17 protein-coding genes are annotated in these 20,877 nt (G+C 46.8%); 5 read left to right on the forward strand and 12 right to left on the reverse strand.

Annotated features, from left to right (window positions below; translation table 11 throughout):
- Window positions 1–195: 195 nt before the first annotated feature.
- From EOO49_RS02645 to metG, 4 genes are all read right to left on the reverse strand, one after another.
- Window positions 196–714 carry a ferritin gene (locus tag EOO49_RS02645; protein WP_290842468.1) on the reverse strand — a complete coding sequence of 173 codons (519 nt, stop codon included), beginning with the start codon at window positions 712–714 and terminating at the stop codon, window positions 196–198.
- A gap of 83 nt (window positions 715–797) precedes the next feature.
- On the reverse strand, window positions 798–1,424 hold the full coding sequence (locus EOO49_RS02650) for a chloramphenicol acetyltransferase (RefSeq protein WP_290842470.1): 627 nt from the start codon (window positions 1,422–1,424) through the stop codon (window positions 798–800).
- The gene (locus tag EOO49_RS02655) at window positions 1,421–2,116 is read right to left on the reverse strand and encodes an HAD family hydrolase (RefSeq protein WP_290842471.1); all 696 of its coding nucleotides are present in this window, start codon (window positions 2,114–2,116) and stop codon (window positions 1,421–1,423) included. The genes EOO49_RS02650 and EOO49_RS02655 overlap by 4 nt, the downstream gene beginning before the upstream one ends.
- A gap of 48 nt (window positions 2,117–2,164) precedes the next feature.
- A complete protein-coding gene (gene metG / locus EOO49_RS02660) occupies window positions 2,165–4,237 on the reverse strand; it encodes a methionine--tRNA ligase (protein ID WP_290842472.1) in 2,073 nt (690 codons plus the stop codon).
- A 405-nt stretch (window positions 4,238–4,642) separates the two neighbouring features.
- Between metG and EOO49_RS02665 the strand changes: the two genes are divergently transcribed.
- The 3 genes from EOO49_RS02665 to EOO49_RS02675 all read left to right on the forward strand — a co-directional run bounded on the left by EOO49_RS02665 (window position 4,643) and on the right by EOO49_RS02675 (window position 8,301).
- Window positions 4,643–5,602, forward strand: coding sequence for an LD-carboxypeptidase (locus EOO49_RS02665; RefSeq protein WP_290842474.1), 960 nt, complete (start codon window positions 4,643–4,645; stop codon window positions 5,600–5,602).
- 64 nt (window positions 5,603–5,666) lie between these two features.
- Complete coding sequence (locus EOO49_RS02670; RefSeq protein ID WP_290842476.1) at window positions 5,667–6,026, forward strand: YraN family protein; 360 nt, start codon at window positions 5,667–5,669, stop codon at window positions 6,024–6,026.
- Between the two features lie 88 nt (window positions 6,027–6,114).
- Window positions 6,115–8,301: a M12 family metallo-peptidase gene (locus EOO49_RS02675; protein ID WP_290842478.1), complete on the forward strand. Its 2,187-nt coding sequence runs from the start codon at window positions 6,115–6,117 to the stop codon at window positions 8,299–8,301.
- A 176-nt stretch (window positions 8,302–8,477) separates the two neighbouring features.
- Here EOO49_RS02675 and mfd read toward each other — a convergent pair whose 3' ends face one another.
- Together mfd and EOO49_RS02685 are read right to left on the reverse strand one after the other, a co-directional pair.
- On the reverse strand, window positions 8,478–11,837 hold the full coding sequence (gene mfd / locus EOO49_RS02680; protein ID WP_290842480.1) for a transcription-repair coupling factor: 3,360 nt from the start codon (window positions 11,835–11,837) through the stop codon (window positions 8,478–8,480).
- On the reverse strand, window positions 11,834–12,505 hold the full coding sequence (locus tag EOO49_RS02685; RefSeq protein WP_290842482.1) for a hypothetical protein: 672 nt from the start codon (window positions 12,503–12,505) through the stop codon (window positions 11,834–11,836). Before EOO49_RS02685 ends, mfd begins: the two co-directional genes overlap by 4 nt.
- A gap of 126 nt (window positions 12,506–12,631) precedes the next feature.
- Between EOO49_RS02685 and EOO49_RS02690 the strand changes: the two genes are divergently transcribed.
- Window positions 12,632–13,582, forward strand: a complete 951-nt coding sequence (locus EOO49_RS02690; protein ID WP_290842484.1) for an L-threonine 3-dehydrogenase — start codon at window positions 12,632–12,634, stop codon at window positions 13,580–13,582.
- Window positions 13,583–13,921: 339 nt separating this feature from the next.
- On the opposite strand, the gene EOO49_RS02695 is transcribed toward EOO49_RS02690, so the two are convergent.
- The 6 genes from EOO49_RS02695 to EOO49_RS02720 form a co-directional block, all read right to left on the reverse strand.
- Entirely contained in the window at window positions 13,922–14,407 is a 486-nt protein-coding gene (locus EOO49_RS02695) for a nuclear transport factor 2 family protein (protein WP_290842486.1), read from the reverse strand.
- Between the two features lie 91 nt (window positions 14,408–14,498).
- Complete coding sequence (locus tag EOO49_RS02700) at window positions 14,499–15,896, reverse strand: ammonium transporter (protein WP_290842488.1); 1,398 nt, start codon at window positions 15,894–15,896, stop codon at window positions 14,499–14,501.
- Window positions 15,897–16,072: 176 nt separating this feature from the next.
- Window positions 16,073–16,621: a DinB family protein gene (locus EOO49_RS02705; RefSeq protein WP_290842490.1), complete on the reverse strand. Its 549-nt coding sequence runs from the start codon at window positions 16,619–16,621 to the stop codon at window positions 16,073–16,075.
- A gap of 57 nt (window positions 16,622–16,678) precedes the next feature.
- Complete coding sequence (locus EOO49_RS02710; protein WP_290842492.1) at window positions 16,679–17,218, reverse strand: Crp/Fnr family transcriptional regulator; 540 nt, start codon at window positions 17,216–17,218, stop codon at window positions 16,679–16,681.
- Window positions 17,219–17,294: 76 nt separating this feature from the next.
- Window positions 17,295–18,251 (reverse strand): gluconolaconase, encoded by a 957-nt coding sequence (locus EOO49_RS02715; RefSeq protein ID WP_290842494.1) that lies wholly within the window; start codon window positions 18,249–18,251, stop codon window positions 17,295–17,297.
- A 4-nt stretch (window positions 18,252–18,255) separates the two neighbouring features.
- A complete protein-coding gene (locus EOO49_RS02720; protein ID WP_290842496.1) occupies window positions 18,256–19,416 on the reverse strand; it encodes a PQQ-dependent sugar dehydrogenase in 1,161 nt (386 codons plus the stop codon).
- Window positions 19,417–19,587: 171 nt separating this feature from the next.
- Between EOO49_RS02720 and EOO49_RS02725 the strand changes: the two genes are divergently transcribed.
- Window positions 19,588–20,754, forward strand: coding sequence for an MFS transporter (locus EOO49_RS02725; RefSeq protein WP_290842499.1), 1,167 nt, complete (start codon window positions 19,588–19,590; stop codon window positions 20,752–20,754).
- Window positions 20,755–20,877: the final 123 nt, after the last annotated feature.

Here is a 20,877-nt window from a genome sequence, read left to right on the forward strand (position 1 = left end):
AACGCCCGCAGCGCTTATCCTCGCTTTTTTTATATTTCTCGCAACACGTAGATTTGCAGTTGTCGGCGATCTTTAGCTTTTTAAGGAGCTTTTTGTACTCCTTGTTTTGCTTATCCTTCTCTTTTTCCTTTTTGCCCAAAACCGCGAATCTTTACTCAAAGATAAAGGGTTTCCACGCAAGGAAATAAACTTTAACTATTTGGCATTGTAGTTCAAAGCGTTCATCACCGGAAGCGCCTGTATGTCGCGATCGAACAGGTAAAGTCCACCTTTGTCATCTCCGATCATGTTCACCTTATCAAGGATGGTTTTGGCTTGAGCTTCTTCCTCGATCTGCTCGGCAACGTACCATTGCAGGAAGTTGTGAGTTGCGTAATCTTTGGCCGTCAAGGTTTCGTGAACAAGGTTGTTGATGGATTCCGAAACGAAAACCTCGTGCTTGTAAAGTTCTTCGAACATTTCCTGAAAGTTCGTAAAGGTCGTTTTCGGAGCTTTGAGTTCCGTCACTTGTGCGTGTCCGCCGCGCTCGTTTACATAACGCACGAGTTTTAGCATGTGCGTGCGTTCTTCGTCCGATTGTGTGTACATGAACTGCGCGATTCCGTCGAGACCGTGAGTATCGGCCCAACAAGCCATCGACAAATAAATTTGTGAAGACTCGGCTTCAATTCTGATCTGCTGATTGAGCAAACGTTCGATATCTTTTGTCAACATGATTTCCAGGTTTTGAGTAAAGTTACGAAAACCCTTGCAAAATGGGAAGTTTGGGCGCTTATACAGATTTATTCCCGATAAGCCTAAGCCATCAGCTCGCGGAATTTTTCGACAAAAATAGACAAGTGATAACCGTCCATCAACCCGTGGTGCACGTGAACAGACATCGGCATCGACCGTTTTCCATCGGCATCAATTGTCATTTTCCCGAAAGAGATTTTTGGGCAACTGTCCGGAAAATCGAAATGTCTGGCGTGCGAAAGCGAGGTGAAATCGAGCCACGGAATCGAAGAGAAATGGATGAGGTTGTCATTCGGGAATTCTCGCGTAAAAAGGCCCGGAGTATTTTGAACCCGATGAATTTCAACCTTGGTTTCCCTGGCAAAAAGAGCTGCGTCTTCGTAAAACTTGATCAATGAAAATCCAAAAGAACCGTTTTCTCTTGCGATTGTGGCCGAGGCATCGATCCTATCGTGAATTACGACTTGGTCGTCGTCGACCCTATATCTGAAAGGCTCGACCTCGTTCACCGCAATCAGGGTTTTGTGCAGATAATAGACGAAGAACGGAATTCCGTCGGCTTTTGCCTTTTCGTAAGCATTCGTGCAATCGACGGTCACGACTGCGCCAAAAAAAGGTTCGCTGAACTTGCGGAAGAAGTGGAAATGTTCCTGACGCGGCCAACTTTCTAGATCGAGCAAGGTTTTCATAGTCCGAAAATCGGTAAGATGTCTGAGATTTTTTCGAGCGATCGGAAGTTCTCGTGCTTTACTTCGTGGTCGATTTTCTCATGCGCCCAAGTGGTGTGGAACGGAATATGAACCGCGTGTCCGCCGATGTTCAATACTGGCAAGACATCCGATTTCAAGGAATTTCCGATCATGAAGAACTCCTCGGGTTTGATGTCCATACGTTTCAAAAGATCGAGATAATCCTGCTCTTTTTTGTCGCTCATGACTTCGATGTGGTGAAAATATTTTCCCAGCCCGGAATTGTGCAGCTTGCGCCTTTGATCAAGCAGATCGCCTTTTGTGGCAACCACGAGTCGGTATTTCCCGAAAAGCGATTCTAGGGTGTGTTCTACTCCGTCCAAAAGTTCGATCTCACGTTGCAGGAGTTCTTTTCCGTATCCGATTATCTTTGCGACGGCTTCCACACTTAGCGTGTTTTCTGAAATACGCAGCGCGGCTTCGATCATCGATAGTGTGTAGGCTTTGATGCCATATCCGTAAAGGCCGAGATTGTCTATTTCAATCTTGAACAATTCCTGTGAAAGACTTTGGCGGGACAAATAATCCTGCATCAACTCAAGGAATTTTTCCTCTGTTTCCACGAAATAAGGTTCATTTACAAAAAGCGTGTCGTCGGCGTCGAAGGCTATGACTTTGATGTCAGTTCGCATTATTTTCGGTTCTTGATAAGAATTTTGTTCAAAACTCAACTTGCGATGCTAATTGATCGTTTCGCCGTTAGTCACGCCCTCGGCATCAGGATTCACGAAAACCAATTTTCCGTCAGGGTTGTTGGTCATAAGGATCATGCCTTGTGATTCCACGCCTCTCAAAGCTCTCGGAGCAAGATTGGCCAAAACAGTCACGCGTTTTCCGATGATTTCCTCCGGAGAAAAACTTTCGGCGATTCCTGAGACGATGGTTCTCACATCGATTCCTGTGTCGACTTTCAACACCAGAAGCTTGTTGGCTTTAGGCATTTTTTCGGCATCGATTATCGTCCCGACGCGCAAATCCATCTTGGCGAAATCTTCGTACTGGATCAAGTCTTTTTGTGCTTCCACTTTTTTATTTTCGATTTTATTGGCCGATTTCGTTGCCTCGAGTTTGTCGATCTGTTTTTGGATGGCTTCGTCCTCGATTTTCGAAAAAAGCAATTCCGCTGTCCCGATTTGAGTTCCCGGAGACAAAATCGTCTGAGGTTTCGCCACTTCATCCCAATCATTCACACCGGCCGGAGATGCATGAACTCCGAGCATTTTTCGAAGTTTGGCAGATGTGAACGGCAAGAAAGGTTCGGCCAAAACGGCCAATGCCGTCGCGATCTGTAACGCCACGAACATCTGGGTTTTGACTCGCTCCGGATTTTCCTTGACGAGCTTCCAAGGTTCTTCGTCGGCGAGATATTTGTTGCCAAGACGCGCCACGTTCATAAATTCTCCCAAAGCCTCGCGGAAGCGATAACGTTCGATTGAACTCGAGATCACCGCGGGATAAGCTCGCATTTCGGCTAAAGTCTGTTCGTCTATTTCGTTGAAATCACCTGGTTCAGGTACGATTCCTTCATAGTATTTATTCGTAAGGACGACAACGCGGTTTATGAAATTCCCCAAAACGGCCACCAACTCATTGTTGTTTCCGGCCTGGAAATCTTTCCACGTAAAATCATTGTCCTTGGTTTCAGGCGCGTTCGATGTCAAGGCATATCGCAAAACGTCCTGTTGATTCGGGAAATCCTCGAGATATTCGTGCAACCAGACCGCCCAATTTTTCGAAGTCGACAATTTGTTGCCCTCGAGATTCAGGAATTCGTTCGCCGGAACATTGTCGGGCAAAATATAACTGCCTTCCGCTTTCAACATCGCCGGGAAAATCACGCAATGGAAAACGATATTGTCCTTTCCTATAAAGTGTACGAGTTTCGTATCGGCGTCTTTCCAATATGGTTCCCAGTCCTTGCCTTGGCGTTCGGCCCATTCTTTCGTAGAAGAAATGTAACCGATTGGCGCATCGAACCAAACGTAAAGCACCTTTCCTTGCGCGCCTTCAACCGGAACCGGAATTCCCCAATCGAGATCTCTGGTGACAGCGCGAGGTTTCAAGCCGTCGTCAAGCCACGATTTCACTTGACCCAACACGTTCTTTTTCCAATCTTTGGCGTGGTCTTCCAAGATCCATTTGTTCAGAAAAGCGTCATATTGATCGAGTGGCAAAAACCAGTGCGTGGTCTTTTTCATGATCGGGGTTTCGCCTGTGATCGTAGATTTTGGATTGATCAGATCAGTCGCGTTCAAAGATGATCCGCAGCGCTCGCACTGATCGCCGTAAGCTTCCTCATTTCCGCATTTTGGGCAAGTTCCCGTCACGAAACGATCTGCCAAGAACTGGTTGGCTTTTGCGTCGTAAAGCTGTTCGGTTTCTTCTTCTATGAATTTTCCGTCGTCGTACAATTTCCTGAAAAACTCCGAGGCAGTATCATAATGTACTTGGCGCGAAGTCCTGGAATAGTTGTCGAAGGAAATCCCAAAATCCGCAAAAGACTTGCGGATGATCCCGTCGTATTTGTCGATGACTTGTTGAGGCGTCAAACCTTCTTTGCGAGCTTTCATTGGGATTGCAACGCCGTGTTCGTCGCTTCCGCAAATGAACGCCACGTCTTTTCCCTGAATTCTCTGGTAGCGAGCATAAATGTCCGAGGGCACGTAAACGCCAGCCAGATGCCCAATGTGAATCGGGCCGTTCGTGTACGGCAACGCGGCCGTAATCGTATATCTTTTAGGATTTTGGATCATAGTGGAATAAATGTGTGCAAAAATACGTATAAAGTTCCGAAGAATTTAGGTTGTTTTCGGGAGCAAATTCCGGCTGTCCGCTACTAGCTTTCTTGAAAAAGCCAGGTTTTCTTTAGGGCGCAGCGAGCTTCCTTCGGTCGCTGCCGCGCCCCAAGAAAACCAAGTCTTTTTCTGCAAAAGGCTAGCCGCTGCCATCCGGGCTAGGGTTTGGTTTTTTTGTGGAGGTTTTGGTTTTTAACAGGAATTCGAGATTTTTGTTTAAACGCAAATCTTGTTTTTTGCATACAGGTTGCCGTGGGTTCGGAGTCTGTGACTCCGAACAGCGCGTGATGAGGTCTGTGACCTCCGGAACAATTTTCGTTAAAGCCATTTCGTCTTTCGGCATTCGAACCTATCTTTGAAAACATGAGATCATTTCTGTTACTGCTGCTGTTCACAAGTCAGCTTTTCCAAGCCCAAACCCGAAAAACGATCGCGCCGCCCGCACTCAAAAAAGGCGATACGATAGCCCTTATCGCAACGGCAAGAAAAGTCGATGCCATCAATCTACAACCTGCGATCGACCTGTTCAAAAGTTGGGGTTTGAACGTCGTGTTGGGCAAATCCATCGGGAAAAGCGAAAACCAACTCGCCGGCCCAGACTGGCAACGCGCCACAGATTTGCAGGAAATGCTGGACAATCCTTCAATAAAAGCGATAGTCGGAGCCAAAGGCGGTTACGGAACTGTGCGCATAATCGATCGGGTCAACTTTGACAATTTCAAGAAGAAACCCAAGTGGATAGTCGGCTTCAGCGATATGACGGTTTTGCACAGCCATATGAATGCGCTCGGGTTCCAAACCATCCACGGACTCGTAGGCGTAAGCGCGAAAAATGCCACCGATGCGGCCAAAGAATCTCTCAAAAAGGCGCTTTTTGGCCAAAAACCGGAATATGAGATTTCGGCGCATCCGTACAACAAGAAAGGCAAGGCGAAGGGCGAACTCGTCGGTGGAAATCTATCGGTTTTATATAGCATTCTCGGTTCCAAGTCTGAAGCGGATGTCAAAGGGAAAATCCTTTTTATCGAAGATCTCGACGAATATCTGTACCACATCGACCGAATGCTTTTCAACCTCAAAAGAAGCGGCTATTTCGACAATGTCAAGGCTGTAATCATTGGCGGAATGACCGAAATGAACGACAACGACATCCCGTGGGGAAAAGACGCGTTCCAAATCGCGCAAGACATCTTCAAGGACTACGATTTTCCGGTCATTTACAATTTTCCGGCCGGACACATTCGTGACAACCGCGCATTGATCATAGGAGGAACGGTTTCCATAGACGTTTCCGCAGCAGGCTCGACCGTAAAATTCGAGTAACCTTTTAACAATTTTTACAGAAAATCTGTAATCGGGAGATTGCATAAGTGCGTAATTTGGTCTCATGGCTTCGCATAACGATTTGGGCAAGTTCGGTGAAGAGCTCGCCGTTTCGCATTTGGCGCGCGAGGGTTTTAAGATTCTTCACACGAACTGGGTTTCCGGGAAAGCCGAAATCGACATCATTGCCCAAAAAGGGAAAGGGCTGCATATTGTTGAAGTGAAAACGCGATCATCGGCGATTTTCGGGTCGCCACAAAACTTTGTCACTCCAAAGAAAATCAAACTTCTGATGTCGGCTGTAAACGAATTCGTACAATCGTATGACTTTGACTGTGAGGTACATTTCGACATTGTGGCAATCACCAAAACAGACACGGGCTACGAACTTGAAAGGCTTCCTGATGCGTTCTATTATTTCTGAAAAATTAACAGTATCGCTTGGCATAAAATCACCACAAATCTATTATTTCCTTACATTTGCGCACTTTGACCTACACAACCGTATAATAATGAAAAAATTTCTTACTCTTTTGGTCTGTATTTTTACGACCACCCTCTTTTCACAGCAGAAAATAGCGCAAAGAGTTGCCGAGCTCAAGACAGCGAAAACTGTTTTTAAACCTTATTCGATCCTGACTCCGTCGGTCGGCACGCCATCGTCCAAAATTGCCAATGTTGTCGAAAAGGCGAGTTTCGCTTCGATCAGAACTTCCGACGTGAACGCAATCGTATCACAAAAGCCAGAAGCCATTGAGGTAAATGTTCCTTATTTGGGCAATGAGCTTACCATCGAACTTTATCGTGTCGATCTTTTGCACGATGATTTCCAGATCGATACCGATAAAAGAAAGAACATCGAATACAACGCGGGCGCTTACTACAGAGGTATCGTCAAGAACGACGCACATTCCGTGGTTTCAATGAACTTCTTCCAAGGCGAATTAAGCGGGATAATTTCTGCTGATAATGTAGGAAATGTTGTTGTCGGAAAAATCGACGAACCGGGAAATACCCAAAATTACATTGTGTACAGCGACGCTGACATGAAAGTCATGAATCCATTCAGTTGCGGAATGAAGATCGATGCCGATGACGCAAACTATTCGGGCGATCAACAAACTACTGACAGATCTATCGAAAGCACCCGTTGCGTAACGATTTACTTCGAACTCGACTACAACCTATATCTTCAAAATGGGAGCAATACAGCCACTGCGACAAACTGGATGACAAGTGTTTTCAACAACACGGCCACGCTTTACGCCAACGATGGAATTTCCACTTCATTGAAAAGCATGTTCATCTGGACGACACAAGATCCATATTCCGGAACAAGTTCGGGCGATTATCTATACGGATTCAATGAATTTCGTCCGGTTTTCAACGGTGACGTCGGTATGTTGGTTGGAATCGATCCGGGAGGACTCGGAGGTGTTGCCGTAACAATAAACGGTCTTTGTACGGCCAATAATTTCAGTTATTCCGATGTGGATTTTTCTTACGCGTCCGTCCCGACTTTTTCGTGGACAGTAGAAGTAATCACTCACGAATTGGGTCACCTATTGGGATCACCTCACACACACGGCTGTTATTGGAACAACAACAACACAGCGATTGACGGATGTGGTACGCAAGCCGGTTATCAGGAAGGAAATTGCGCCATCGGTCCAATCCCATCCAGTTCGGTAAAAGGAACGATCATGAGTTATTGCCACTTGGTTTCAGGCGTCGGAATTAACTTTAACAACGGTTTCGGTCCTCAACCGACAGCGCGTATTTTTACTGCTGTCAACGGTGGCAACTGCTTGAGTACAGATTGTATCAATACTTGTATCAACACAGTTTCCAATATTCAAGCGACCAATATTACCGCAAGTGGAGCGACCATCACGTGGACAGATCTACCGTCGGTTACGCAGTGGCAAATTTTGGTAAATCCTTTCGCTTCGAACTTCGGCGTTTATCAAACTGTAAGTACGCCTTCTTATAACGCCACAGGTTTGTCGGCCAATACATTTTACAAAGCCAGAATCCGTCCTGTTTGTGGCACTGGCATGCAATCCGCTTTGCGCCAAGTGGTTTTCGCTACAGCCGCAAACTGGTGTACTGGAATCACGATTACTGATACAGGCGGCGCCAACGGTGACTACACGAATGACCAAAATTACACTCGCGTGATGATTCCGAATGTGGCAAGCAAGAAAATCCGATTGGCGTTCACACAATTCGATCTTGAAGCCGACTACGACTATCTGTACGTGTACGACGGATCGTCAACATCTGCAACAGATCTGACAAACGGCGGATTAACAGGCGAGAACATGCAAGCGCCGTTCCCGGTTTACGAATCATCGGCTGCCGACGGATCGTTGACCTTGCGTTTCTTCTCTGACCAAGGCGTCGTGGAAAGCGGTTACACTGCGACCGTTTCATGTCTCGATAATTTGGGAGTGAACGAAAATCAGATGATCGATTTCACCTACTATCCAAACCCGACGAAAGATGCGGTGAACATCGTATCCAAAACGCAAATCACGAATGTCGAGGTTTACAACGTCGCAGGACAATTGCTATATTCGAATAAAGCCAACGCGCTTGAGACGAAAGTAGACATGATGAAATATTCGACCGGAACTTACTTCTTCAAAGTCAAATTCGGAGAATACAGCGCCAATTTCAAGGTGATGAAATTCTAAGGAATGAGTAAATATTGAAAAAGCCCTTTCGGAAACGGAAGGGCTTTTTTATGACCTCAATTTTTTGAGGTGGGAAAGTTTATTTCGTGATTTTCTCTCTAGACCTTTGCGGTTTCCGGAACCTCAAATGTCTCGCAGAATTCCCAACTCGCATTAGAGAAAATACGTAGAAATTGTTAAGAAACCACGCGTTGCATCAAATCCAATGCCTTGCTCACAGACTTCACGTCCTCGAAGGTCAAAAGCAGTTTCAGGCCGCTGGTGGTTTGTTTCTCCTTGATTCTGGCTACATTCGGATTGCGTTGGATGAAGTTTATGACCTGATCAAACTGTTTGGTCTGAAAGAAATCAGAGTCGTGATCCGAAATGAAATAACCGATCATCTTGCCCTGTTTCATCACGAGTTTCTCGATTCCGATCTTGGCCGCGATCCATTTGATGCGCAAACTGTTCAACAAAGCCTGAGCCTGTTTTGGCAAAGGGCCAAATCTGTCCACCAAACGCTTTTCATATAGGAACAAAGCTTCGTCGTCCTTGATCAAACTGAGCTCGTTGTACAAATTCAGACGTTCGGAAACCGTATTGATATATTCGTCAGGGAACAAAAGTTCAAAATCTGAATCGATCTGGATGTCCTTGACGTATTCTTTTTCTTTCTCGCCTTCAATCTCGCGGTACAAATCCTTGAACTCGTTTTCCTTGAGTTCCTCGATCGCTTCAGCCATGATTTTCTGATATGTCTCAAAACCGATGTCGTTGATAAAACCGCTTTGTTCGGCTCCGAGTAAATCGCCGGCGCCGCGAATCTCGAGATCTTTCATGGCGATGTTGAAACCGCTTCCGAGATCCGAGAATTGGGCAAGCGCGTGAATCCGTTTTCTCGCGTCTTCGGTCATTACCGAAAATGGAGGCGTAATGAAATAACAGAAAGCCTTTTTGTTGCTTCGGCCCACGCGACCGCGCATCTGGTGCAAGTCCGAAAGTCCGAAATTGTTGGCGTTGTTGATGAAAATCGTATTCGCGTTAGGAACGTCGAGTCCGCTTTCGATAATTGTCGTGGCGACCAAAACGTCGAATTCGCCATTCATGAAAGACAACATCAGTTCCTCGAGTTTCTTTCCGTCCATTTGGCCGTGTCCGACGCCGATTCTCGCATTCGGAACCAAACGTTGCAGCATTCCGGCAACTTCGCGAATGTTCTCGATTCTGTTGTGGATGAAAAAAACCTGTCCGTTTCTCTGAATTTCATACGAAACCGCGTCGCGAATCGTCTCTTCGTTGAATCCGACGATGTGCGTTTCTATCGGATATCTGTTCGGCGGCGGCGTCGTAATGACCGACAAATCTCTCGCAGCCATAAGCGAAAATTGCAAAGTCCGCGGAATTGGAGTCGCCGTCAACGTCAAAGTGTCGATGTTCGCGCCAAGCGTCTTGAGTTTGTCCTTGACGTTCACTCCGAATTTTTGCTCTTCGTCCACCACCAAAAGCCCGAGATTCTTGAACTTGACGTCTTTCGAAACCAATTGGTGCGTCCCGATGACGATATCGAGTTTGCCGTCGGCGAGTTGTTTTAGGGTTTCCGACTTTTGCTTCGCGCTTCTAAATCGGTTCAGATAGCCGACAGAAACCGGCATTTCCTTGAGTCTTTCCGAAAAAGTCCGGAAGTGTTGGTAAGCCAAAATGGTCGTCGGAACCAAAATCGCGACTTGTTTTCCGTTATCGATCGCCTTGAATGCCGCGCGAATCGCCACTTCGGTCTTACCGAATCCGACATCGCCACAAATCAAGCGATCCATCGGACGGTCGCTTTCCATATCGGCTTTCACATCTTGCGTCGCTTTCAATTGGTCTGGCGTGTCTTCATAAATGAACGAAGATTCAAGCTCGAGTTGCATGTAAGTGTCAGGCCCAAACTGGAAACCTTTCTCCAAACGGCGTTTCGCGTACAATTGAATCAGGTTGAAAGCAATGTGTTTTACGCGCGCTTTGGTCTTGTTTTTAAGGGTTTTCCAAGCAGCCGATCCGAGTTTGTAAATCTTTGGCGGCACGCCGTCCTTGCCCGTATATTTCGAGATTTTGTGAAGCGAATGAATGCTCACATACACGATGTCGTTGTCGGCATACACGAGTTTTATCGCTTCCTGCGTCTTGCCTTCGACCTGGATTTTTTGCAATCCGCCAAATTTCCCGATGCCGTGATCGATGTGCGTCACATAATCGCCAACCGACAAAGTATTGAGTTCTTTTAACGTAAGCGTCTGTTTTTTCGAGTAGCCGTTCTTGATCGAAAACTTGTGGTAGCGCTCGAAAATCTGGTGATCGGTATAGCACGCGACCTGGATTTCGTCGTCGATGAAACCTTGGAACAAAGGCGAAACGATCGTCTCGTATTGCTTTCGGAAATCTTCGTGGTTCTTTTCGTCCATCGACTCGAAAATGTCGTGGAAACGCTTGGCCTGACTGTCGTTCGAGCAAAAAAGATAATTCCGTAGTCCGTTGGAATTGTTGTCGGCGAGATTGTTCAGAAGCAAATCGAATTGCTTGTTGAAAGCAGGCTGCGGTTTGGTATGGAACGCAAATTTCTCCGATTCAAAGGCTGCGCGTTCGGTGAATTCGATTACCGAAAACAATTCGGCCCGCTTCTGGAAATTCTTCGCGTCGACGAAAAGTTGGTTCGGTTCTATGTGTTTGATCGTGGAATCCAAGGTGGCGAAAACCTCTTCGGCCTTCGAGTAGAGCTTGTCGAGTTTGGACAAGACGATGTCCGAATCCTGAACCAAAACAACCGTCTTGTCGCTTATGTAGTCAAGGAAACTCTCGCGGCTTTCGGCGAAAAACTTGTTCTCGACATTTGGGATGATCGTGATTTTTTTCTTCTTTTCGATGGACAATTGCGTCTCGACATCAAAGCTTCGGATGGAATCGACCTCGTTTCCGAAAAACTCTATGCGATAGGGATTTTCGTTCGAGAAAGAGAACACGTCAATGATTCCGCCTCGCACCGAAAATTCTCCGGGTTCGGTAATGAAATCGACGCGACGGAACTCGTATTCGTGCAAAACCTCGTTGATGAAATCGATCGAAATCTTGTCACCGACGGCAACTTTGAGCGTATTTTTCTCGAGTTGTTGGCGCGTGACAACCTTTTCTGACAAAGCTTCGGGATAACTCACGATCAAGGCCGGACGTTTTCGCGAATTGATCCGATTCAGGACTTCGGCTCTCAACAAAACATTGGCGTTGTCGGTGTCCTCGATTTGGTACGGACGTCGGTACGAGCCCGGATAGAACAAAACGTCTTCCTCGCCAACCAATTGTTCGAGATCGTTGAGGTAATAAGCCGCTTCTTCCTTGTCAGACAAAACCAGCAAAAAAGGCAATTCCGACTTCTTGAACAAAGTCCTGACGACAAAAGACATGGAAGATCCGACCAAACCCGAAAGTTGTGACTTCGAGCCTTTTTGCTCAAGCCGTTCGGCGATTCGGTTCAATTTTGGCCACGAGTCGTATTTGTTTAATAAGGCCGTTTTGCTCAATTCGATAATTTTTTGTTCCTGCCGCCCAAAAGTCCGTTGGGACGAGGCATTGGCATTTGTGGATTTTGTGTTTGAGGCGCGACTTCTTCGGGCTTGAAACCTTTGTCCGGAATGGCGCGAGCGGTGTCAAGCAATCGCAACATATCCTGTTCGCCTTGTTCTTTCGGAACGATTGCCTTGCGGTCGATTTCGTCCAATTGACCTTGGAAACCGTTCAGTTCGATATTCACGTCAGCCACCAATTTGTTGATTTTAGCTGCCGGAATATCCTTGAGGTTGATGAACAGGTTGATGGAGTTTATTTTCGTCGTAAGCACGGCAATGCGAGATTTGACAGCAGGTTTGTTGTAAGCTGGCGGAATATTCTTGGGAAGTTCAAGCACGCGTTCCGACAGGATTTTTGACTTTTTCTGAAATGCCGAAATATTGCTCTGCGGTTTTTGCGACATTTCCCTCAAAAGATCGCGCCAAGCCGGCCAGGTCGCAATGAGTTTTTGTGCCGAAGGATTCACCGGATTCGTATTGAAACGCCAGTTGTTACTGATACTCGCAAAAACCTGTCCCTTCTTTTTTTCCTCTTTTTGCTGTTCGGCCGCGCGCTTGTCCTCATCGGCACAAGAAATCAGGAAAAGACCGATAAAGGCAAGGTAAAGAAGGCGTTTGTGCATCGTCACAAATTTAGGAGTACAAATGTAATCACGACAAGGCAAATACGCGATAACCATTAGTAATTATTAACGAATCGATAACCGAAAGCTTCCAAAATGTATATTTGTGCAAAATACAGCACAACTATGCCCAAAATTTTGATAATCGGCGCTTGCGGACAGATAGGCACCGAACTCACGCACAAGCTCCGCGAAAAGTACGGAGTCGAGAACGTGATCGCTTCAGACATTCGGAAACTCAACAATGATGTGGTAAACAACGGGATTTTCGAAGTGATCAACGCCTTGGATTTTAACCAGATCGAACACATCGTCGAACAGTACAAAGTAGACGAAATCTATCTGATGGCGGCACTTTTGTCGGCTACGGCAGAGAAAAATCCGGCCTTTGCCTGGGATTTGAACATGAATTCGCTGTTTCACGTGTTGAATCTGGCGAAAGCCAAAAAGATCAAGAAGATTTTCTGGCCATCGAGCATCGCGGTTTTTGGGCCGACTACTCCAAAAAACCAAACGCCTCAATACACGATCATGGAACCGTCGACGGTGTACGGAATCTCCAAACAAACAGGCGAGCGTTGGTGCGAATATTACCACAACATTTACGGCGTAGACGTTCGAAGCATTCGCTATCCGGGCTTGATTTCGTGGTCAACTCCTGCTGGCGGCGGAACTACAGATTACGCAGTCGACATTTACCACAAAGCGATAACCGACGGCAACTATGAAGTTTTCCTCAAAGAAGACACGAGAATGCCGATGATGTACATGGACGATGCGATTCGCGCGACAATTGGCATCATGGAAGTTCCGGCCGACAAAATCAAGATACATTCGTCCTACAATCTGTCGGCCATGGATTTCACGCCAACCGAAATTGCGGCCGAAATCAAGAAACATCTTCCGGAATTCGAGGTTTCCTATAAACCTGATTTCCGACAAAAAATCGCCGACAGTTGGCCTTCGAGCATCGATGATTCGCCGGCTCGCGAAGATTGGGGTTGGAAACACGAATTTGATTTGCAGAACATGACACAAGATATGTTGCTGCATTTGAAGGAAGAATACGGGAAGTGATTTTTTCCGTTTTGGGATTGGCCGCTTGGAACTTTGGTTTTGGGCGGCTTTTTTTGCGGAGTTTTTAACTCCGCAGGATGTGTGGGCGAGTCTGTGACTCGCTGAAATTTCTTGCGGACAAAGGAATTTTTGCTTTTGATCTGGGCGTGCCGGCGGCCGGGCTTCGGCAGACGCTTCTAAATGCCAAAACTTCCAATCTTTCGAACGCGCTTGTTGAAAGCCGCCGTCGGGCTTCCGCTGCTATCTTTTTGGCAAGAAAGAATAGGGTTGAGAGAAAAATCGGAATGCCAAAAAGGATATCCGCTAAAATCCCTCACGCAAAAAAGGGCTCCGAAACGACTACTTCTTCGCCTTCACTTTCTCGATAACCAAGTCCTCAAGCTTCGATTTCGCTTTTACGACTTCATCGACATTCTCATTCGGAACGGTCATCGACAAAACGTAATGCGCGATTTTCCACTTGCCGTTTTCCTTTTTGAGAATGCCCGAACCGCGACACAACTTCATTTGCGTGTCGAGCAATTCGTCGAACCAAGCGAGTTTTCCGTCTGCGCTTAGGTAAATATTGCGTTCCAAAGCCTTGAAATTCCACGTCGTGCCTTTGTCGAAATACGGTTTTGACCAAGCTTTGAATTCGGAGACTTTCCAATTTTCGGTCGCATCCGTTCCAATGTAAATCGCGTCTTTGGTGAACGCATCGAAATAAGCGTCGAATTTTACGTCGGCGGCCGCTTTGTGCCAATCGTTCAAAACTTTATCGATATCCGATTTTTGGGCAGTCGCGGTCAAGCCGAAGCAAAGCAAAAGAGCGAAAAGGTATTTCATGGCAAGTGTTTTTGCGAATGTAAGAAATCAACCCGTGTAAATAAAAAACTCCCGCTTTAGGAACGGGAGTTTTTCGCAGTTGTATTTGGTGTTATGATTGCACAAGGTTTAGTATGCCAAGAGGTTGATCGGGTTTCGACGGGTCGATCGTCTCGTCGTGTTGCGAAAGATCGAGTCCGAGGTGTTCGGAATCTTCTGAAACCCGCAGTGGAATGAAATAATTGGTGACTTTGAACAAGATCCACGATCCGACGAAAGTGAAAACCGAAACGAGCACGAGCGCCATCATGTGGTGTCCGAAAACTTCCCATCCGCCGTGCATCAAGCTTGCGTTTTCTCCTTGGGCAAAAATCGCCGTGAGGATCATTCCCATGATTCCGCCCACGCCGTGGCAAGCGAAAACGTCCAAAGTATCGTCGATTTTCTGCATGTATTTTGACGTAAGGACTTTATTCGAGACGATCGCTGTTATGAATCCGAAGAAAATACTTTGCGGAATCGTCACAAAACCCGCGGCCGGCGTAATGGCAACCAATCCAACGACCGCTCCGACGCAAGCGCCCAAAGCCGACACTTTTCGCCCGTTCAATCTTTCGAAGAAAATCCAGGTCAACATAGCTGCGGCCGATGCCGAAGTTGTTGTGGCAAAAGCCATCGCGGCCGTTCCGTTTGCGGCCAAAGCGCTTCCGGCGTTGAATCCGAACCAACCGAACCAGAGCATTCCGGTGCCAAGCAGAACAAATGGAATATTAGTGGGAATATGTCTCGCGTTTTTGCGCTTCCCGAGCAAGATCGCTCCGGCCAAAGCGGCGAATCCGGCCGACATGTGGACGACAGTTCCGCCGGCGAAATCCTTGACTCCGAAATAAGTCGCCAAAATCCCGTTCGGATGCCAAACCGAGTGGCAAAGCGGTGCATAAATGAAAATGATGAAAAGGCAAATGAACAACATGAATGAAATGAAGCGCACTCTTTCGGCGAAAGAACCTGTGATGATCGCGGGCGTGATCACAGCGAATTTCATCTGAAACAAGGCAAAAAGCATAAAAGGCACGGTCGAAGCCATGACCTTGTGCGGCAAAACGCCAACGTTGTCCATGAACATAAAAGAGGTCGGATCGCCCAAAACGCTGTAGAATTTCCCGTCAATCGTGAATCCGATGGGATCGCCAAACGAAAGACTGAAACCAACGACAACCCAAAGCAAAGTCACTACGCCAAGGCAAATAAAGCTTTGCAACATTGTCGAAATCACGTTTTTCTTGCCGACCATTCCGCCGTAAAAGAACGAAAGTCCGGGCGTCATGAACAAAACCATGCTCGAGGCAGCCAAAAGCCAGGCGACGTCTGCTGCTTTGATGTCGTCGGTCGTGCCGAATTGCTCTGACAAATGTGCGTTTTCGTGCGATTCGGGCCAGAAAAGTCCGGCAACAGCGATAATCGTGATGATCAGGAATGAAATGATCCAACGTTTCTCGAGCTTCTTCATAATTTCTGCAATTTAAAACAACCCTGTTTTTTGATGGGGTAAAATTAGCAAAAATACTTCTAATGATTTTTTAACCCGACCAATTTTATGGCTGAATTTAATTTTGTCTCAAAATTTGAGAGTGTCTTAAGAATCCAGAGAATTTCGGCGGACTTTTTAGAAGCGGGAAACAACCTCTAAAATTGCGTCGCCTCGGCCTGCGCCACATGTCTTTCGATATGGTTTACCATAAAGCGAAATGTATCGCCAAGCCGCAATGTTATAAAACGCGACAAGGTCGTATCGGTTCGGGTTTTTGACAAATCGACCTTGCGCGAACGTTCTAGCAAAGATTGCAGCCGGGTTTGTTGTTGGAGAAAAATCGAAATGGTTTTGTCAGAAAGTTGCGATTGGATCGGATTCATCGCTTTGGCGGTTTTCATCTTGTTGACCTTAACGCCTTTTGGACGCACCGCATTCACGAGAAAATTTCCCAAAATTCCCGATCGGAAAATCTCGTTTGTGCTTTTCAATTCCTGTTGGAGAATGCGTTTTTCGATTTCCGGCAGATAAAAATTCCCGTATCTATTCAAATGTTCGAGACATTCCAAAAGATTCCAGCTTGACGGATCCTTTCTCGCAAGCATTTCGGACGTCTCGAGTTCGCGAAATTTCTCCACCGTCTCGGTAGTTTTGTCAAGCCTGAGCAACAGTTCGTCGATCAACGATTGTGATTTGATTTTCATGATTGATTCTTGTGGGACAAAATTGCGACGTCGGTTTCAAATCAACCTTGATCGAAATCAAGAATTCCGGATGCGGCTCAAAGTTTCGGGCGTCATGCGAAAACACGAAGCGATGTATTTGAGCGGAATCTCCTGGAATAGCAAAGGACTTCGTTTCAAGACGCGTTGCATCCGCTCGACGGGAGAACTTGTCAAGAGGTCGACTTCGCGTTCCATCAATTCCACAAGCATATTTTCGAGCATGTCGATGTAAGCTTTCATGCTGTCGCGATCTCGGTAAATCACAGCTTCAAGTTCGTCTTTTGTCACCATGCGCAACGTCGTTTTTCGGATGGTTTCTAGCGAAAATTGCGAAGGCGTTCCTTTGATGTATGAAGTAAGCGAAGTGATCATTTGGCCGGCGTATCCAAATCTAATACTTTGTTCTTCCGTTTCAGAAAGCAGCGAAAGCCGAACCGCGCCCGATTCAATGACGTAAATATGGCGCTCGATTTCGCCTTCCTTCAGGATTGTCTCGCGTTTGCCGAACGTTTTTTGGACGCCGATCGACAAGATGGCCTGCGTGAGTTTTTGGTGGAAAAAATGCTTTTCGTGCATCGGGCGACATTTTCCCAAAGATACGAATTGGCGCAAACCGCAATCTTTTCGTTTTTTGGAATGTCCGTCAAGCGGATTATGGAACAGGCTTGAAATTGGCTTTTTGGATGCAGAACTTTTTGGAAGCGACCATCGTACTGTCGTTGAGCTCGTTGAATTTTGCCTCGACGACCCAAATGTCATTCTTGTTCGAAGTCGCCGTCGACGGATAAGTAAAGCGTTGTTCCAAAGTCGTGGCGCGCTTGACTTTTGCCGAAACCCAATTGTCGGTAGAAACCAGTTCGTGGATTTTGTTGACGCTTCCGTTTTGGACGAGCACCAAAGTGTTTTTGTCGGTTAGGAGCAAACCGTCGGCGTTGATGAAAAACTGGTCGAGTTTCACTTTTTGTACGTTCGCAGGATTGTTCACATCGACTTTAAAAACACAACCTTTTCCGCTGTTGGCCACGAGCAGAAAATTGCCTTGGTTCCAAGCGATTCCATTGAGTCCGACGCCGTTTGTTTTGAAAAGTTCGCTTTGGGAAAACAGACTCGCTTTTCCGTCAGGTGTGACTTTGTAGATCACGTTCGAAAAACTGTCGGTCACATAGGCGTTTCCTTTGTCGTCAAGCGTCAAATCGTTCGCGAAGTGCTTGCCGTTGAAGAGTTTCGACAAATCGACATCTGAAAGCTTCTTGCCTGATTTTAGGTCGATGCTGATTAAACGCGCCATTTTCCGGAAAGTGTCGGGCGACTGGAATTTGGAATAATTTGCATCGGACACACATGCGAAAAGGCGTTTTCCGTCAGATGAAATCTTCAATCCGTAAGTCGATTTGAGCGAATTGTCTTTATAAAATTCGGTGTATTTTCCGTCAGACGAAACTTTCCCGATCGTGCCGAATCGCGCCGACGAAACATAATAGGAATTGGTCGAAGCGTTGAAAACCACGCCTTCGGGATAAGATTCCGGAGCTTCGAACTCGATTTTGTCGGTTGGTGCCGAGCTCATTCCGAAAAGCGAAACCGCGGCGGCAAAAAGTAGATATTTCATGTCGTTATTTTTTGGGTTGGATGCGATAAATGACGCCGTTCGAGTCGTCCGAAACATAAACGATTCCGGTGTTTGAGATGACCAAACCTGCCGGACGCCCAAATTGTTCATTGGAAGCTTTTAAGTAAAATCCGGAAAGGAAATCCTCAGATGAAACTGCTTGTCCGTCCTTGAATTTGATGCGCTCGACCTTGAAACCGTCAGGTTCGCTGCGATTCCACGAGCCGTGCCAGCAAACGAGTCCGTCGCCGTTGAAATTGCCGGATGTAAAGAACTGAAAAGCGATCGGAGCGCCGTGAGCCGGAAATTCCATGGTCGATGGAACGCTCGCCGCCACGACAGCTTCTTTCGTGCTTCCGCCCGGATCTTCGCGCGTCTTGTCGATTTCGCGCTTCCCGTATCCGAAAGGAAAACCGTAATCGGCGCCTTTCACCAATTTATTGAGTTCTTCCGGCGGCCAATTGTCGCCTTTGTAATCGCAGCCGTTGTCCAATCCCCAAAGTTCATTCGTCTTCGGATGCCAGTCAAAACCGATCGTGTTGCGCAATCCCGAGGCGAAAATGCCGCGCTCCCAAGTTTTCGGGTCGACCCACAAAATCGTGGCCGTTTCCTTGTCGCCCACGCAGTCGTTGCAAACACTTCCGACCGTTAGATACAACATGCCGTCGGGCCCGAAATCGAGCGTTCTGTTCGAGTGTTGTCCGCCGCTTGGCAAGTCATTTATCAGGGTTTGTTTGGATTCCATGTCGGCTGTTCCGTCTGACAAAAGCTTGTAACGGCGCAATTCGTTGTTGTTCAGCAGGAAAATCCAACCGTCTTTCATCGTGATGCCGTGAACGCCTTTGAAATCTGAAACCGCGGTTGTCAAATTGCCAAAAGTGCCGTCTGGTTTTGGTTCGGATAATAGCAAAACATCGCCCGCGTCGCGCCTTGTCACGTAAAGCTTGTCGTTCATGAGATACAACATTCGCGGTTTTCCCAATCCCGTCGCGGCTGCGGTAACCTCGTATCCGGATGGCGCTTTCAACTGTTTGACCATTTCGGGTTTGAACGGAATCGGTTGCGGATATTTGGTCGTGATTGTCGCGTTCACAACTTCTTTGGGCGGAATGCCTTTTTGCGCCAACAACGCAATCGGAAAGAGCAATAGTAGCAAGTACTTCATTTCTTGAGTTTTAGAATGACGAAGGTAGTTTCGCAATTGCAGGTTGTCGTTATAGGATTCGCCTCGAGCGTGGTAAGGTTCGGACGAGTTGCATTCGTCCACTTAAGTATAAAACGCTAGGCCAAAACGGAAATCGGTCGTAAATTTGCCGCTTCTTTTTGAAGCAATATTATGAGAAAGAGTCTTTTGCCGCTGATGCTTGGCGGTCTCACGATAGGAATTACCGAATTTGTCGTAATGGGTTTGTTGCCCGATATCGCTCTGGATTTGGATGTGACGATTCCCGAAGCCGGACACTTGATTGCGTTGTATGCGCTTGGAGTTGTGGTTGGAGCACCGATTTTGGTCATTCTCGGACGCAATTTTCCACCGAAGAAAATGCTGCTTTGGCTAGCGTTCGGACTCGCATTTTTGAACGGACTGTCAATCGTCGCGCCCAATTACGAAATGTTGTTGCTCACGCGCTTTCTGTCGGGATTGCCACACGGCGCATTTTTCGGCGTTGGAGCAGTCGTGGCAAGCCGATTGGCCGATAAAGGAAAAGAAGCCCAGGCTGTTTCGATTATGTTGTCAGGACTTACGATCGCGAATGTGATCGGCGTTCCCATCGGAACTTACATCGGGCACAACCTGAGTTGGCGTTACACGTTCGTGATCATCGCCATCATCGGATTTTTGACTTTGATCTCGATGTATTTCCTGATGCCGAATCTGATAAAGGAGAAAACCGAAAATCTCAGAACGCAACTCAAATTCTTCGGTAAAATCGAGGCCTGGCTCATCATTTTGATCACGGCGATCGGCTTCGGCGGACTGTTTTGCTGGATCAGTTACATCGCGCCTTTGCTCACGAAAGTTTCGAGATTTTCAGAAGATTCGGTACCTTATATTATGATGTTGGCCGGCGTTGGAATGCTCGTCGGGAACTTTATCGGAGGAAAACTAGCCGACAAATTCTCACCGTTGAAAGCCGTTTTGACCATACAAGTCGTGATGGCTTTCATTCTCTTCTCGGTGTTTCTGTTTTCGGCCAACCAAATAGTTTCACTCACCTTGGTTTTCCTCACCGGATGCGCAGCGTTCGCGATGGCCGCGCCCATCCAAATGCTGATGATCCAGACCGCAAAAGGTGCGGAAATGATCGCTTCGGCGGTGATTCAGGCCAGTTTCAACATCGGCAACGCGCTTGGAGCTTTTCTCGGCGGACTTCCTTTGGTATACGGATTCGGCTTTGCGTCTCCCAATTTGGTTGGTGTTTCGATGAGTTTGCTTGGCGCTGTTGTTGTTTTGGTTTTGTTGTTGCGGACGGGTCGGGCTAGGAGTTTGGTTGTGGAGTGAGATGTTAAGTCTTTGGATGTATTGTAGAAGCAATGCCAATTAAAGCATGAACTCCACAATGTCGTTTCAGGAAAGAGCTAAATTAGTTTTTTTGCTTATGTCTTTCCTGTTTTCAATATAAGA

It is taken from the genome of Flavobacterium sp., assembly GCF_004295795.1.
GTDB lineage: Bacteria > Bacteroidota > Bacteroidia > Flavobacteriales > Flavobacteriaceae > Flavobacterium.